Annotated in this window: 14 protein-coding genes; 1 reads left to right on the forward strand and 13 read right to left on the reverse strand. The window is 50.4% G+C overall.

Going from position 1 to position 16,109, the window contains the following annotated elements; translation table 11 throughout:
* Positions 1-11: 11 nt before the first annotated feature.
* The 3 genes from AB4N76_RS05505 to AB4N76_RS05515 all read right to left on the reverse strand — a co-directional run bounded on the left by AB4N76_RS05505 (position 12) and on the right by AB4N76_RS05515 (position 3,455).
* Positions 12-806 (reverse strand): SDR family NAD(P)-dependent oxidoreductase, encoded by a 795-nt coding sequence (locus AB4N76_RS05505; RefSeq protein WP_046031771.1) that lies wholly within the window; start codon positions 804-806, stop codon positions 12-14.
* 206 nt (positions 807-1,012) lie between these two features.
* Positions 1,013-1,348: a ComEA family DNA-binding protein gene (locus AB4N76_RS05510; protein WP_046031770.1), complete on the reverse strand. Its 336-nt coding sequence runs from the start codon at positions 1,346-1,348 to the stop codon at positions 1,013-1,015.
* Positions 1,349-1,460: 112 nt separating this feature from the next.
* The gene (locus AB4N76_RS05515) at positions 1,461-3,455 is read right to left on the reverse strand and encodes a polysaccharide biosynthesis protein (protein WP_046031769.1); all 1,995 of its coding nucleotides are present in this window, start codon (positions 3,453-3,455) and stop codon (positions 1,461-1,463) included.
* A 267-nt stretch (positions 3,456-3,722) separates the two neighbouring features.
* Here AB4N76_RS05515 and AB4N76_RS05520 point away from each other — a divergent pair, with 267 nt between their 5' ends.
* The gene (locus tag AB4N76_RS05520) at positions 3,723-4,988 is read left to right on the forward strand and encodes an acyltransferase family protein (RefSeq protein ID WP_460164246.1); all 1,266 of its coding nucleotides are present in this window, start codon (positions 3,723-3,725) and stop codon (positions 4,986-4,988) included.
* 56 nt (positions 4,989-5,044) lie between these two features.
* On the opposite strand, the gene AB4N76_RS05525 is transcribed toward AB4N76_RS05520, so the two are convergent.
* The 10 genes from AB4N76_RS05525 to AB4N76_RS05570 form a co-directional block, all read right to left on the reverse strand.
* Positions 5,045-6,271, reverse strand: a complete 1,227-nt coding sequence (locus tag AB4N76_RS05525) for a glycosyltransferase family 4 protein (protein ID WP_046031767.1) — start codon at positions 6,269-6,271, stop codon at positions 5,045-5,047.
* Entirely contained in the window at positions 6,268-7,287 is a 1,020-nt protein-coding gene (locus AB4N76_RS05530) for a glycosyltransferase (RefSeq protein WP_139348102.1), read from the reverse strand. The genes AB4N76_RS05525 and AB4N76_RS05530 overlap by 4 nt, the downstream gene beginning before the upstream one ends.
* Positions 7,288-7,292: 5 nt before the next feature.
* Complete coding sequence (locus AB4N76_RS05535; RefSeq protein ID WP_460164596.1) at positions 7,293-8,264, reverse strand: glycosyltransferase; 972 nt, start codon at positions 8,262-8,264, stop codon at positions 7,293-7,295.
* A 92-nt stretch (positions 8,265-8,356) separates the two neighbouring features.
* Positions 8,357-9,205 carry a lysylphosphatidylglycerol synthase transmembrane domain-containing protein gene (locus tag AB4N76_RS05540; RefSeq protein ID WP_460164247.1) on the reverse strand — a complete coding sequence of 283 codons (849 nt, stop codon included), beginning with the start codon at positions 9,203-9,205 and terminating at the stop codon, positions 8,357-8,359.
* 445 nt (positions 9,206-9,650) lie between these two features.
* Positions 9,651-12,023, reverse strand: a complete 2,373-nt coding sequence (locus AB4N76_RS05545) for a hypothetical protein (protein WP_460164248.1) — start codon at positions 12,021-12,023, stop codon at positions 9,651-9,653.
* 31 nt (positions 12,024-12,054) lie between these two features.
* Positions 12,055-12,843: a glycosyltransferase family 2 protein gene (locus tag AB4N76_RS05550; protein WP_218191592.1), complete on the reverse strand. Its 789-nt coding sequence runs from the start codon at positions 12,841-12,843 to the stop codon at positions 12,055-12,057.
* A gap of 53 nt (positions 12,844-12,896) precedes the next feature.
* Entirely contained in the window at positions 12,897-13,943 is a 1,047-nt protein-coding gene (locus AB4N76_RS05555; RefSeq protein WP_077431584.1) for an acyltransferase, read from the reverse strand.
* Between the two features lie 7 nt (positions 13,944-13,950).
* Complete coding sequence (locus AB4N76_RS05560; protein WP_460164249.1) at positions 13,951-14,274, reverse strand: Wzt carbohydrate-binding domain-containing protein; 324 nt, start codon at positions 14,272-14,274, stop codon at positions 13,951-13,953.
* Positions 14,275-14,311: 37 nt separating this feature from the next.
* On the reverse strand, positions 14,312-15,331 hold the full coding sequence (locus tag AB4N76_RS05565; protein ID WP_460164250.1) for an ABC transporter ATP-binding protein: 1,020 nt from the start codon (positions 15,329-15,331) through the stop codon (positions 14,312-14,314).
* Between the two features lie 8 nt (positions 15,332-15,339).
* Entirely contained in the window at positions 15,340-16,062 is a 723-nt protein-coding gene (locus AB4N76_RS05570) for an ABC transporter permease (protein ID WP_052961900.1), read from the reverse strand.
* Between the last annotated feature and the right edge of the window lie 47 nt (positions 16,063-16,109).

Here is a 16,109-nt window from a genome sequence, read left to right on the forward strand (position 1 = left end):
TGGAAGGTGCCTCATTTGTAACGTGCGGCGGCCTTACTTTTGGAAAGATTGGGCGCCATTACCAGGCGAGCCTTTACAAAGTCGTCCCACTCGGACGCGTTTGGCAACGAAGGAATAGTGATCAATTCACCCTGGTCCAGCCCCGACAAGGCGGCATCGACCATTTCACTTGCTTCCATGACCATGTCCGCCGGAATCTGGCTAGCGTCGATACCTGAACGTTCCCAGATCTCGGTACGCGTAACGCCGGGCAACACGGCCTGAACCTTGACCCCGGTCCCGTCCAGTTCGGCATTCAGGGACTGTGTCAGGCTTAACACATAAGCTTTACTGGCGCTGTAGGTCGCATTGAAGCGCTCTGGAAACAAGGCCACCACCGACGCGATATTGATGATCGCCCCCCGACCTGCCTTGGCAAAACTGGCGGCTGCCGCCGATGCCAATCGAGTGACCGTGGTGACATTCAGTTGAATCAACTTCTCCAGCTGTTCCATATCGGCATTCGCCAGCAGCCCATCCGCCGCGACGCCAGCGTTATTCAGCAACAGGCTGATACTTGAATCGCTGCGAAGACGCTGCTCGATCTTCAACACATCATCCTTTTGCGTCAGGTCTGCCTTGAGCACCTCCACCTGAACGCCATGTTCGGCGCGCAATTTACTCGCCGCAGCCTCTAGCCTCTGCTCATCGCGAGCCACCAAAAGCAAATCAAAACCACGCGCTGCCAACCGCTCAGCGTAAATCGCACCGATACCGGAAGACGCTCCGGTGACGAGGGCCGTACCTTGGGACTGGGGAGAAGTCATGACTGTGCTCCTGGGAGAGGCTTGAGGGAAGTTAGCGTCTAAATGCCAGCACGTCGTGGCGCATGACAAATGGATTATAGGCATAATTTAAGAGCAATATGATAGACATAATTTTTTACTGAGCAATGAAATGCTCCCCGCCACCACAGTCGCCAGAATGTAAAAAAGGCCGGTCAATGACCGGCCTCTGGCGTTGAGTTACAAGCTTAGTTCACTTGAAGTTTTTCGCGGTTCTTGTCCAGGATCGCTTTACCTATCCCCTTCACTTCCAACAGTTCATCTACGGATGAGAATGGCCCATTACTCTCACGATAAGCAACAATCGCCTTGGCTTTGGCCTCACCGATGCCGGCCAGCTCACGCTGCAGTGTCGGGGCATCGGCTTCATTGAGATCGACTTTGCCAGATTGCGCCTTGGCGGAAACGTCCAGTACCAACGGAGGGGTGACAGCTTCCGGTTTTGCCGCAGGCGCGGCAATGGTGGCAACAGAAGCGCTGGTAAGCAGGGCAAAAACCAGGGAGTAGAAATAGCCAGTACGCATAATTGAAGCTCCATGACATCGTTTGAGAAAGCAGCTTTTCCGAAGCTGCTCTCCAAACTTAGGCGATGTGGTGGAACTGTCAAAAATGTGTCTATTGCAGGATGTGAAACAATCAGGGTTCGAGACGGCGTTGCTGGTAGATCCAGTCGACGATTTCGCCATCAGGGGTATAGCCGCTGACGGTTTCGCGCAGGAGCTGGCGGACACGGGAATAGTCGTCCTGTTCTACGGCAACCAGCAGTTCGGTCAAGCGCCCTTTGAGGACGTCCCATGGCAGGTGGTCTTCATTGGCACTCATGATCATTGGATGCTGGGTGGCCGATACGTTATCGCCGATCAGCAACTCCTCGTACAGTTTCTCGCCTGGACGCAGGCCCGTAAACTCAATGGAGATATCGCCTTGGGGATTCCTTTCTGACCGGATGCTCAAGCCAGACAGGTGGATCATCTTCTCTGCCAGCTCGACAATTTTTACCGGCTCGCCCATGTCCAGTACAAACACATCGCCGCCTTGTCCCATGGAGCCGGCCTGGATCACCAGCTGGGCAGCTTCGGGAATCGTCATGAAATAACGAGTGATCTTCGGATGGGTAACCGTCAACGGGCCACCGGTTTTGATCTGGCGGTGGAACAGCGGGATGACTGACCCCGACGACCCCAGCACATTGCCGAAACGAACCATCGTAAAGCGCGTTTTGTTGACGCGTGACACGTTTGCCTTATCGCCGAACAGGACAGGGGCAATTTCACGGCTCAGTGCCTGAAGGGTCAACTCGGCAAGACGCTTGGTGCTACCCATCACATTTGTAGGGCGGACAGCCTTGTCAGTGGAGATCAACACAAAGTTGGAAACACCCGACTGCAATGCCGCCTGGGCCGTGTTGAGCGTTCCGATCACATTGTTCAGCACGCCTTCGGCTATGTTGTGCTCCACCATAGGGACATGCTTGTAGGCGGCGGCGTGGTAGACGGTGTCCACGCGCCAGGTCTTCATGACATCGAGAAGCTTGTGCTGGTGACGGATGGAGCCAAGGATTGGCAACAACTTGATCGAAACCGACTCACGAATACCACGCTGCTCCAATTCCGAGAGAATGCTGTAAAGGTTGAACTCACTGTGTTCAAACAACAGTAGCGTGGTCGGTCTTAAAGAGAAAATCTGACGACAAAGCTCAGAGCCAATCGAACCACCCGCCCCGGTCACCATGACCGTCTTGCCTTTAATACAGCGTTCAAGCAAATCAGGCTGCGCCGGTACTGCATCGCGCCCCAGCAAATCGGCGATGTCGACTTCCTGAATGTCCTCGACCTTCACACGACCACTGGCCAGATCGGTGAAATTCGGCACGCTGCGCACATGCAGCGGGTAACCTTCCAGCAAATTAAGAATCTCCCGGCGTCTGGCTCGCGTCGAAGACGGCAACGCCAAGAGGATTTCCTGGGCACCGGTCACATCGATCATCTGCTGAATATGCTTGGGCTTATAGACCTGCAGCCCGGAGATAGAACGATCGGCAATACTGGAGTCGTCATCGATAAACGCGACCGGGCGCATCACCCGGCCCATCCGCAACGCGGCTACTAACTGATTGCCCGCCACGCCGGCACCGTAGATCGCTACCTTGGTCAAGCCATCATCGCGACTGGTGAAGGGGACATGCTGCGCAGCGGTAAACCAATCGCCCATGAAATACTGGCGCATGCATAGACGCAAGCCGCCGATGATCACGAGGCTGAGCCACCAGTAGTTGAAAATAATGGAGCGCGGGACGACGGCCTCGTGGTTGCTGTACCAGTAAACCACCAGCGCCAGGATCAACGACGAAAGGCTGACCGCCTTGATAATAGCGACGAGCGCATCGTTGCCAAAATACCGCATGACCGCCCGGTACATCCCGAATCGAATGAACAGGGGGATAGCGACTACGGGAGCACAAATGAAAAGCCAGAAATGGACTTTGAAAGGATTGATCATCTCGTCAATCCCCAAGCGCACGATGAATGCCATCCACAGGGCAATCCAAACGAGAACAACGTCTGTCAGCACCTGAATCAACCGCTTCTGTCGACGCGGCAGTTCCAGCAAAAACATGCGTAGTCTATCCATATACCCCTGTCCCAATCTGCCTGCTCCCTTGTCTGGTCCGGTAAAATTCATTGTACGTAGGTCGGGTGTGCCATCACAGAAAAAAACGACGAGAGGATAAGTCAGTGATAGCATCGCGCGCCCGGAGACAGGCGTTTTAACATTACGAGCATGATGCTATTAAAGCACTCTCATTTTGAAACGCCTTCATCGGGCAGAAATAAAAAGGGAAACTCTCGGACGACACGCCCCTAACGGACGTGCAGCATACCTCTTGAAAACAGAGGCGTGGTTTTTGCGTCATTTTCACGCGAAAGAGAAACACCGATTCTGAAAATCAACCCCACAGGTTTACACATGACATCCATGTCAGCGAATAAAAAAAACCATGAAATCGAGGCGCTTCGCGCCATCGCCGTATTTCTACCAGTTCTGGGCCATATGGGGAATCTACTCTACTGGAATCCGACAATTGGCCAGATAACGCTAGGGTTGTGGGCCGGGGTTGACATCTTTTTTTGTATTTCCGGCTACGTGATTGCCAACGCGTTTTACAAGACATTTTATTCCACCGCCAGACGCGAAGACAAAACACGTTTTGTGAAAGAAGTAGTTTCCTTTTACATTCGTCGCGCCTACAGAATCCTGCCATCCGCGTGGTTATGGATTGCGGTTGTTTGCGTGTGCTCCGTTTTCTTTAACCAATCCGGAATCTTTGGCGCACTGAAGGCAAACTTGTTTGACGCCCTGTCAATCGTATTAAGCTTGTCCAACTTCCACTTCGCAAGCTGCTATGTCCACACGCTGGGTGACAAGTTATGTGGAAACAACTCAATTTATTGGAGTGTTTCCCTGGAAGAGCAATTTTACTTTCTATTTCCTTTCCTCTTCTTTCTGAGAATTCGTTGGATCTCAATTCTGACCGGGGTGATTCTGCTGGCCACCGCCATCATGTACTACATGATCACACCAATGACTTATGTATTGTTCAGCAGGGTTGACGGCATTCTACTGGGTGTAGGCCTCGCCATATTCCAGAACACCAAAACATATCATCTTATCCAGCCTACCTTTCTCAAGAATGGCATCATGAAGTATGTGGCGGCGCCCTTCCTGGTGCTCTGCATTCTGATGATCCCTGCGTACGGTGGTGTGGTGCCGTTCGTGTTTACTCTGGTCAGCATCATGTGTGTGATTCTGGTATGGGTTGGCTCTTATAACGCAGGCTACCTTTTCCCGTCGGGAACGTACCGCAAAGTTCTCGCTTACATTGGTACTCGCTCTTTTGCGATCTATCTGATTCACAACCCTGTCTTTTGGGCCACACGCGAAATCTGGTTCCGTATCGAAGGGCCCGAGGCACAGTTTAACGGCTCGGACACTGTACGATTCCTGGCAACCGCCATCGTACTCATCGTGGTACTTTGCGAAGCCAACTATCGTCTGATCGAAAACCCGTTACGCAAACGCGGCATCGCCAAAGCGAACAAATATCTCAACAGCGAAAATGCACCGGTACAGACTCGATCAGTCAAACCAGAACTGGTTTCCTGAGGCCGTCAGAAAGTGGGGAAAAGGTATTTCCTCTCCCCACTGCGCTACTTACAGATTCAATCCCTGGGTTTGTTTACCAAGCTTTTGAAGTGCTTGATCAATTGAGAAACCTTGGCCGGCAAATGGAACTGACCGAGAAAAAAATCGCGTCCGTTTTTACCCATTTTTTCGAGCTGGGCAGCCTCACTGCCATACAACTCAAGCACTGACTCAGCCAATTGCCGGGAGTCCTCCGCGGCACAGCTCAACCCGGCCTTCGCTTCTGCCAGCAGTTGCACTGTCTGCCCATTACAACATGCAATAATGGGCTTGCCCGCGGCCAGGTAGCTTTGAAACTTGCTAGGCACTGTGGCCGCCAATGTCGGATCGTCTCTCAGGGTCAGCAGCAGCACAGAGGACGCAGCATAAATGCTTGCCACTTCCTCAGGCGACACACGCCCGATCAACTCGATGTTATCCAGCTGCTCATCGTGAATCATGCCAGCAATCGTATTCTCCATACTTCCGCTGCCGACAATAAAAAACCGAATATCTTTGTAGGCCTGCAAAATCCTCGCGGCCTCGACGATAGTCGTACATGACTGAGCGATACCAACATTCCCGGCGAAAACAACCGAGAACTGACCAGAAACACGACTCATGTCCAGCGAACTCGGCTCGACCGTAACAGCGGAGTCTTGAGCAGAATTCGGGAAAAATTTTATTTTGCTCGTATCGTTGGATAACCGCTGAACAGAGCTCCGAAAACCTTCGGATTGAATAAGTATCGAATCGGAAAAACGGTAAATATAACGAACAACGTACTCAATTAATTTTAGAATACGACGATTATTGATAAAACCTGTCGCCTGCAAGGATTCAGGCCAAATATCCTGTACCCACAATGCAAGAGGGGCACGCTTTGTCCAGGAAATAAATATTGCCGGCAACGCTTGAAGCAGCGGCGACGGGGCATAGACAAACACCACATCGAAAGATCGCCCGCGCAATGCCCATGGGCCCAGTACATAGCCCGACGCAATAAACGAAAGATAATTCAGTATCAGCCCCTTGGCCGAACTCTTACCTCTAGGCCGCAAGGGTAATCTGATAATTTCCACGCCTTCGCGATGCTCGGTCTGAATACCCAAAGCGCGATAACCCGAGAAAATCTCTCCATCGGGGTAGTTTGGTTTACCCGTCAGTACGGTGACGTCCATCCCCTGTTCACGTAGTTCGGCAACTACCTGATTAATGTGAAAATTCTCAGGCCAAAAATACTGTGTCCACACCAAAACTTTCATCGAAGGACTTCTTTCAAAAACACTTCAGGTCCATGCACCGGTTGAGGGCATTCGACTATTCGAAGATGCCGCTTCACTGCGCGAGCAATGGACACAGGAGAATCGGGATCGAAGGTCTGAACCGGCTCAACGACGTCTCGAACATAATCAAGTTCAGCAGCAATAATCGGCAGCCCTCGTTCATTGGCCTCGATCAATGGCAATCCAAGGGACTCGGTGGTAGAGGGATAAATTAACGCAGTTGATTGGTCATACAACGCTGTAACCTCGAGCGGGCTTACATGCCCAAAGTTGACCACGTTCAACTGCCATTGTTCTTTTAGCCTTTCAATTTCCATTGCCAGCGATGAGCCATGCGATACGGTGAGCGCCAACCGGGGTCGAACATTTTGTTGTGCCAATAGACACCAAGCCTCTAAAAGCTTGTGGTGATTTTTGTGATGATCGGCACTGGCCACGTAAACATAATCAAAGCGTTTATCCTGAAGCGTCTCAACGGACGCCGGAGTCGCAACAACAAAAGGACAGATCACAACAGTTGCCCCAGGCCCCAGGAAGGATTGGGCCTGCACCGCCATCGAAGGCGTCTGGACGATAAACCTCTTCACTCTGCGGGCCAGTCTCTTGACCATCAAGCGTTCAACCGAAAGGCGCACTCTCGTTTTAAGAGGGTAATCTTGCAGGCTGTCCTCAGTAAGCAGAATTCGATTCTGCAGAAAAACAACTACCTCGCCCTTCAATGGAAATAAAGGCACCAATCCGTGGAAACACAGCACCAGATCGTCTTTGGCGACACGGCGCCACAGGCGAACCTCTGCCGCCAATCGGGAAAAAAGGGATGGACGGACGTAGTGCCTTTCACCAAGTGATGGCGGCAGTTGCTGTATCGCTCGGGTATCCACCTGCTCAAAATAAATGCTCAACTCAGGCGCTGAGTAAAGAGCCTTCAGAAGCGTCAGACCGCCACCGACATGCACGTTAGGCGCATGCAAAAACAGCTTTTGAGGATTGTTCAAGGAAACTATCGGCCTCGCTGGAAAGGAGGCATACGAGCGACAAATCGGCGTATAACCTGTCTGGCTTGAGGTGAAAATAACGTGCGGGCGACTCGCCTGGCAATCCTGGCGCTGTAAGCGATCAATTGTGCGACAACAACCTGAACGAAAGAAGCGCCGTAGTGGCGCGCCATTGCGGCACAATGAGCCGCTGCATCGTCAAAACCTCGTTGCCACAGACTCGAAGCCAACCGCAAATAGCTGATGCCTATTTCCACCGGCGAATTACCAGGTACTTCGCAAGGCTCAATCAACTTTACAAATTCGAGATACAGATTCCCGGCCTCTTTAAAAGCGACATCGGCAATCTTATGCGTGTCCTGATTGGCGTGGCTACGAGCGCCCATCAAGACCTGAGGAAGATGGACGAAGCGATAGTGAGCCGCCATCCGAAACCAAAGCTCGTAGTCCTGTGTAGTTCGTAAGCTTTCGTTGAAAGGGCCAACGCTGTCGAACGCCGACCGCGGTATTAGCAGACTGCAGCCATGTAATGCGCTTTCAGCCGTGATCCAGTAACGAAAGTGTTCCGCACGCACACCCGGCATAACGACAGGCACAGCACCGTCCACCCGATTATCCGTGAAAATAGAGAAATCGGAGTAAACAATAGTCTGAGAATCGCCATGCGCCGATATAAACGCGACTTGATTGGTGATCTTGTCCGCGACGTAGAGGTCATCATGACTGAGCCAGGAAAAATAATCGCCGGACATTTCCAGAATGGCCAGATTTAGCGCTGATGCAACACCGCCATTACTCTTTGAGAAATAGCGGATAGCATTGCCAAAGGACCTGGCTACACGTTCAGTTGCGCCACTGTCATTGCTGCCGTCATTGACGACAATAATTTCGATAGCACTGTAGGTTTGGTCTAGCGCACTTTGAATAGCATCCGCCAGAAACTCAGCGCCGTTATACACCGGTATAACAATCGTCACCAACGGATTAAATCGGTCAGAAACAAAACCCGCCTCTGGGAAAAACTCATCTCAGCTACCGCCCTGCCCTTGCCCGACGTTGAAAATAGAGCTCACTGAATACGACTCAAAGAATCCGCTTTTTCTCGATGCTTTGCAGTGTTGTAGAACAAGGAAACAATCATACCGGGGATGTTCACGATCAGCATCCCTACCCGGAAGCTGAAATAAATCGTAGCGAAGGGGGCTATCCGAGCAGAAAGCTCGACGCAAACCTTGGAAAATACGGACTCGCCAACCCCTAACCCACCAGGCGTGATAGGGATGACAGAAAACAAGTTACCAAAAACACCTGCGATGGCCGTGATCTGTGGGTTCGCGGCGAAGGGGAAAATAGACGCGATTGTGACCATGCCAATGATGACAATACCCGTTGCCAACACTGACACCAGCCAACACAGAAGCAAAGTTGGCCATGCACGAAGATACATAAGAATGGTGACACCGAAAGGATGCAGGTAATGACGAACCTTCGCAGGGAAGTAACCAATCACAGAAAAGCGCAATGCCAAATACACACCAAGCACGCCGAATACCACGCCTGCAACGGAGAGATAAACAAGAACTTTGAGTAAGCCCATGTATTCAAACACAGTCGCATCGGCAGAAATGGCAGCTGATAGAAAAAAGCTAATTAACGCTGCGATTGAAATCAGACCGATCATTGCAAAAACACGGTCTGTAACAATAGATAACAATGCCGTGGACCTGCCATTATTTAACAACCGAAAAACCTGCACCCCTCTGACAGCGTCTCCTCCCGCAGCCCCGGGCAACCAGGTAGAGAAAAAACTACCGATAAGTTGAAGGTTAATCACCGTCCCCAGCGGAATATTATTACCCGTTGCGCGTAACAGCAACCACCAACGAAACCCGCTGATCACTATGCCTAAAAAAGACAAATCAACGCCGGAACGAAATAATTAAGATTATCGAAAACAACGACAATCGAGCCAAAGTCTAGTTGGCCGCTATTTAACAATACGACAACCAACGCAACGGCTACCAAAATTTTCAAAAGTAAAAAGATGTGGCCTTTTTTTATATGGCGCATAAAACTCAACTCTCAACTCTGGCTTTGTGAAACAATGATTTACTGACTCATACTACTGATCTGTCAGCCAGGATTACTCTGAAACCCCGTCCCTGCGCGGGAGTATAGGGTGATCCACTCCCCTTTTCATCCAAAAAAGAGGAGCGCTTGAAAACAACTAGCTTTGCAGCGCAAATACTGTCCACAACAGAATCTGCCTGTTGAACTGATGGTTGCCACGACCAGCACATCTCATGAGACAAGGCGGGCCCGCACTGCGGTGTCAAGACCTCTTCGCTTGAAACCAATGACAATCAGAAACAGGATAATAAAAGAGAAGAGCCAATCGCCACGGACAAGGAAGCAGGCTGATAGTCCATTCGAATTTGATAATCTCCTGCTGGAACAACAATGCCACGCAGCGTGCCGTTGATCTTGAGGATAGGTACTTTTTTACCATTTAAGGTTGCGGACCAGTTTTTGTGCCAGTTATCCGTCAGTACCACCAGGGATTCGCGACTGACTGCTCCCGAGATCAACACCATCCCGTTACGATAAGAGTCAATGGATGCCGGAGCCAAGGTACTCTCGAAACCACGCGCCAGACTGAATGCGCCAGCGTCCCCGACTGGTTTATCGATTGAAAAAGCCCGAGGCAACACACCTTTATTTTCCACAATCACACTTGCATCACTTGCGAAAACCTCCGAGAAGCCAAGCGACCTTAGTTCGGCTCGATAGGAAGTGTAAGTGGTAGGCAGGATCAGGTATTTAACGCCCAATAGACTGACAGCCGCCCAGTCAATTTTATTACTCGAGGGGGTGTCTTGAATGAGTATCAATGAAGGAAAGGCTCCCTCCGGTGCTAACGTCGGATGGAAGCCGAGTCGCTGGCGACTCTCCAGATTTATGGACGCGTAGAAGTAGTCCTTAAAGGCAGGCAATAAACCTTGGTTGATAGTTGTAAGTTCTTGAATCCCAAACGCAGAGCCCAACTCAGGATACAGCCCGCCTTGACCAAAGTTTAACGACCTGTACAAACCGGCGTTATCTTTTACATACTTCAATGCGACAGGAATATTCGTAAATAGATCATTTCTTTCAAAACGAATCATCTTCCCACCCACCAGCAACTCTGTAAACATTACAATCAGAGCGCTTCCGATCAGCAGATTTGAAAAGCGTGAATTATTAAATACCCTAATCAACAGTAGACTAAACATTATGAATATCAACAACCCAACCAAAAATATCAAGGAGTTGGTTTTGTAGTCAATATGAGGCTCGCGAAGCCCGTAAACCTTGAACATGACTGCAACAGAAGCACAACAAATCAGCATCAGGATGAAAGCGGGAAACAACCTGAACCGTTGTGCCTGAATTGCAGCAACACCAAAACCTACCATAAACGTCATCAACGTCATGATGACTGGCCACCAATATTGGCTTCCAATATTACCGACAACAGGCAAATACTTAAAAATAAAGTTGATCCACAGCGGATCAAACAATCTGACCACCACAAGCGTAATACCGATGAAGCTCAATCGAACCAGCCACTTGAAGTGATCCGTCTTTCGAAACAGAGCACATCCCGCTAACGCAATAGCGATGACTCCGCTGTGGTAGACAGTATTCCCCATGATAGAGCTAGAGCTGGCACCCGTGTCCCAAAGAATCGCCGCGGGCTCCATCGCATTATAAGACTCAATCAAGTGTGAAGGAGAGTAGAACGATGCGAGTGCATAGGGAAAATTTAGCGACCAAAATACGCGCTTCGAATAATCATCCAATGTTCCGAGACTGGAGAGGCTCTCCACAAACGGAAAATACAGCGGCGCCAACAACAGCAACGACGCCAACAGCCCGCCCGCCAGCAAGGACAACAGTAAAGTGACATGCTTGATTGACCAGTCTCTTTCTCTCATCGCCTGCACAATAAAACCAATCACTACGACCCCCATCGCAATGATCGAGGTAATAGTAGTCGGCATAAATGTAAACGAAAAAAACAATGCGAAGGATAGAACTACCGAAATCCATCTCAACACAGACGTAAACTGAACAAACGACAACGCCGCATACAAGCACAGCGGAACGAGAAAATAGCTCTGAGTGACATTCGAGCCAAAATTTGCAGTGATGTATCCATTTAACAAGTAAAAAATACAGGCAGACGTCGCTGCCAGTGCTGTCAGGCCAAATCGCTCTCTGACAATCCGGTAAACAAAGAACACCGCGAAATAGGCAAACCCCAAGATAACGAGATTATAGACAATTGAACTGCCACCCATCACCGCATTGAGAAGGGTCAAAAAAGAAAATTTCTGATCAACAAGCGCTTCTGGACCTAGAGCCCCTGCCGCCGAATAAGGATTCCAATAAGGCGACTCTCCATTTTTAATACTGTTTGCCATGAACTGGATCATGGGTTCCGATTGATAAGTAGCCCCCCCATTATCATTGTAGCCCGCCCACCATCCAGTCGAGTTTGGAATAGGGTAAAAAGGCTTTAAAGGAACCCCATTAAAAGCACCCGTTATCTGATCCGTTAATCGCAAGCTAGCCTGATTGAAAATCACGTCAGGAAAAGCAGCAACGATCAGAATCAACGCTACTAAATAAGCCTCAAGAACACGACGACTTACAGGCAAACATCTGAAGAACGAAACAATAAAATTAGGCACTGGGATTCCAAATACATTGACTATAAATACATCAAAACCAATAAACTAATTTCGTTTTGTGCAAAAAAGCCCTAATCAAGCAATACCCAAAACCCAGTCCTTCCTTTCGGAAGATAAACTTTGACACCCCACGTTCGCGCACACCTTGCGCACCAGCGATATATTTGACTTCGCCGCCCATCAAAATAGATTTAAAGGTGATCTCCGGGCTAATGCTGAATCTGTTTTGGCTAAGCCCAACGCCCAGGGTCTCTCTTCTGCGAAACATTTTGAATGCGTAGGTCGAGTCCGGAATATATTGACCCAACGCTACACGCACTCCAATTCGGAAGAAGAATTGAAAGAATTTGTATTTGAATGGAATGGTTCCGTCATCACCAGCTTGAATATAACGCGAGCACTGAGCCAGGATGGCGCCCTTCTGCATCTCATTGTAGAGCGCTGGAATCAAGTGAATCGGGTCAACGGCATCTGCGGAGACAAATATGCAATACCGACCGATGCCGTGGGCTGCACCGTACCGAACAACGGCACCGTAGCCGCGACGATGCAATGAACGGCTGATCACTCGAACCGGCAATTGGACTTTGTTGGCATCCCCCCAGGCGGATGCAAGGCTGTACGTTTCATCATCACTTTTATCGTCGACAACGATGACTTCAGTGGTGAACGGCTGCCCGGCGACTGCTGCTTTCACACTATCAAGAATACCGACAATGTTTTCCGCTTCGTTCAAGCAAGGAATAACAATGGTGAGATCTATAGGATCCTCTACCGAGGAATCCTGCTGCAATGAGCCCATCGATTCGTTTACGGTCATTTTGCCCCCTCGTATAAAGCCGTCTTCAAGCGGCTTTTATCAAAATTTTATAGTCAGCCAACCAGTTTTGACGAATAAGGTATCACGCGAGTCAACGCAGCCAGAACTAGACAAACGGCAAAGGTTGCCAGCGACAGACTGAAAATTGCCGTGAATGTCGACATGGCGGCAAGGTTCAAGGTAAATCCGAACATCCCTGCCTTGATCAGGTCGATTACCAACAAATGCATAAAATAGACTGGGAAGACGATGCTCGACAAAAACGCCACAGGGCGGATCAACACAGCGGTCACCCGGATTTTCCTGATCATATGGAATGCGGCGCACGCTGCAATCAATACGTTAGGACTGAAATACAGGAAGGCGGTCTCGTTCGGAACGGGTGACAACGAATTGAGGCGCCAACTGATCAGGAACGTCGCCAGGCTCGCCAGGAAAAAGACGACCCCGCTGCACCAGACAGGAAACTTACTCAGAATATCCGAGCGAATGAGATAGAACCCCAGCAGGAAGTAGCCAGGCCAACTCAAAAAGTTGGAGAGCGTTAGATGCGTGAGGATGTTGACCGGAAAGTAAACTGTCACCGCGTTGATCACAAACCAAACGCCGAAGAAATAAGCCGCGAATCGTTTGCTAGCCAGTAGAGCTACCGAAATCGGTTGGAGAATAGGCAGCAGAATGTAAACACCGATGGTCATGTAGACAAACCACAGGTGATACATCACCGGTCCTTGCAGGGCTTGGAACAGCGCATTCGGAACATCGAGCGGTTTCCCGGTCCAGTAGTTAAGCCAGAAAACGTGCAGCACACTCCAGAACGCGAGTGGGATAGCGACCTTCAGAACCCTGGACACAATCCCGCCCAGCCCTTTGGACATGTCTCGCCCCAGCAACAATGCCCCGGAAAGCATTGCAAACAGCGGCACAGAAACCCTCGCGATCGAGTCGAGGGCGTTAGCGACCAGGAAACTATTGAGTTCTATATTTCGATAATCGTAAAAAATCGGTGCCGAAATATGGATGAGCAACACCCCAAACATCGCAATCAGTCGGCAAGCATCCGCCCAGGCTAACCGCCCTGGATCTTGTTGTTGTGTCATGGTCGGGTCAGGCCTTAGAGGTAAGAATGATTTTGTCCAACGGCGCTCCGACGATGACGCCGTCGATGCTCGTAGCAACTACTTTGAACAATACGGCGTCGTGCATCCAATGCAGTTGCACGTGTTCATGCAAAGTACCGTTGGCGATAGCGGCCACGATCGAATAGTCACCAACGGCCAGAATCGGTAGCTTGAAATGGAATTCGGCATCAATTCGCTTGCCTGCAGCAACCCTGACCGGTGACTCTTTATAGGAGTGGTAGGTATTGCCACCGATCAAAGGCTGCCCCAAACGGTCTTTGATGATGAAACCGATAATCGGCAAATCCACATCGTGGATCGCCTTGGCTGAAACCTTGACGACAACTTCAGCCCCCCTCACAGACCGTGAGCTGGCGACCGTTGGCATTGGTGAAACTGACTTTTTGTATTTCTGCGCCACCGGTCCCGAATGTTGAAGACTGTGGGTTGAAGCCAAAGCTCTCGATTTCTTGAGCCCCTTTGGCGATGGACTCATCGTCATGCATGACGATACGTTGCTCGATAACTTCGTCGATTGGTTCTTCTTCGACTACATCTTCGATCTCTTCTTCGACGCCTGCCTCAACCGCCACCGGAGCCGCGCCCTCGGCACCGGTATGTTGCATGTAGAGCTGCGCAAAGTACTTCTCACAGACGTCTTTCGCGCTGCCAGCATCGCGAACAACACCACCTTCAAGCCAGATAGCGTGATCGCAAAAAGCCGTTACTGCAGCAAGATCGTGGCTTACGAATAGAATCGTGCCCTGCTCCTGAAACTGTCTCAGGAATCGCATGCACTTCTGCGCGAAGAACGCGTCCCCGACAGACAAGGCTTCATCGATAATCAGAATATCTGCGTCGACATGAGCAATTACGGAGAACGCCAATCGAGCCTGCATACCACTGGAGTAGGCCTTTACAGGTTGATCGATAAAATCGCCCAGTTCCGAGAAGTCGACAATCTTCTGGAACCGTTCCTCAATGCAAGACTTCTTCAGTTCAAACAAACTGGCGTACAGGTAGATGTTTTCGCGCCCGCTGAACTCTGGATTGAACCCCGAACCCAGCTCCAGGACTGCGGCGACCTTCCCGTTAATTTTCACCGAGCCTTTGGTCGGTGTCAGTGTCCCGGTCAACAGTTGCAGCAAAGTGCTTTTACCGGCACCGTTGCGACCGATCACACCGACTGATTGCCCCTTCAGCACTTCGAAGCTGACGTCTTTCAGTGCGAGGAAATCGCGATAGTAATTGCGCTTCCAACCGAGAAAGATCTGTTTCAGGCGGTCATGGGGCGCGTCATAAATGTGGTAGGCCTTTTCAAGACCAACAACTTCGATGACCGGTTGCGGTTTTACTTCTGTAGTCATGTCCATACTCATAAAACGTCCGCAAAGCCGTGTCTGACAGATCTGAAGAAGCGAAGGCCGAGCCAGCAGACGACCAGGCTCACGCAGGCGTAGATCAACAACCCTTGAAAGTTGGGAAGCACGCCATTAATCATTACCAATCGCGCCTGCTCAACGATGAACGACAGCGGATTGAGCATGATCAACTGACTGGCCCACTGAGGGAGCTTGTCGAGTGGATAGAGCACTGGGGAGAAAAACATCAAGGCCTGGGTGATCACGATGGTCAACTGCGCGATATCCCGCAGGAAAACCCCGAGGGCACTGAGGAACCACGTAATGCCTAACAGGCATAAAACCATTGGGGCGATGACGATTGGCAGAAATACAATGGTCCATTGCAGTCCGCCGTTGACGAACAACGCAATAGCCGCCCACGCGACCACACTCAGGCACAGCTGGAACACGGCTGAGCCGATGGGTACCCAAACCAATAGTTCGACCGGAAACACCACTTTCTTGACGAAATTGGGATTTGAGGTAATCAGGTTGGGCGCGCGGTTTACGCATTCAGCAAAAAACGTGAATACGATCAGACCGGGGAACAACATCAACGCAAAACCAGTGATGCCTTCGACACCAGGCCAACGAGAAGGCAAAAAGTAGCCAAACACTACGGCATACATCGCCAACGTCATCAATGGCGTGATCAGCGGCCAAAGGACGCCCAACAGCGCCCCTTTGAATCGCATATCAACATCGCGTTTGATCAGTTGCTTGATTAGATCGAAGTGCCTTA

This window comes from Pseudomonas sp. S2_F03, assembly GCF_054668335.1.

What these genes read in the sequence shown, in the direction of transcription:
- AB4N76_RS05515 (WP_046031769.1), bottom strand. Translation starts at nt 3,455, where the DNA reads ATGGATAGACTACGCATGTTTTTGCTGGAACTGCCGCGTCGACAGAAG.
- AB4N76_RS05550 (WP_218191592.1), bottom strand. Translation starts at nt 12,843, where the DNA reads ATGACCGTAAACGAATCGATGGGCTCATTGCAGCAGGATTCCTCGGTA.
- AB4N76_RS05565 (WP_460164250.1), bottom strand. Translation starts at nt 15,331, where the DNA reads ATGACTACAGAAGTAAAACCGCAACCGGTCATCGAAGTTGTTGGTCTT.
- AB4N76_RS05505 (WP_046031771.1), bottom strand. Translation starts at nt 806, where the DNA reads ATGACTTCTCCCCAGTCCCAAGGTACGGCCCTCGTCACCGGAGCGTCT.
- AB4N76_RS05555 (WP_077431584.1), bottom strand. Translation starts at nt 13,943, where the DNA reads ATGACACAACAACAAGATCCAGGGCGGTTAGCCTGGGCGGATGCTTGC.
- AB4N76_RS05570 (WP_052961900.1), bottom strand. Translation starts at nt 16,062, where the DNA reads ATGCGATTCAAAGGGGCGCTGTTGGGCGTCCTTTGGCCGCTGATCACG.
- AB4N76_RS05510 (WP_046031770.1), bottom strand. Translation starts at nt 1,348, where the DNA reads ATGCGTACTGGCTATTTCTACTCCCTGGTTTTTGCCCTGCTTACCAGC.
- AB4N76_RS05525 (WP_046031767.1), bottom strand. Translation starts at nt 6,271, where the DNA reads ATGAAAGTTTTGGTGTGGACACAGTATTTTTGGCCTGAGAATTTTCAC.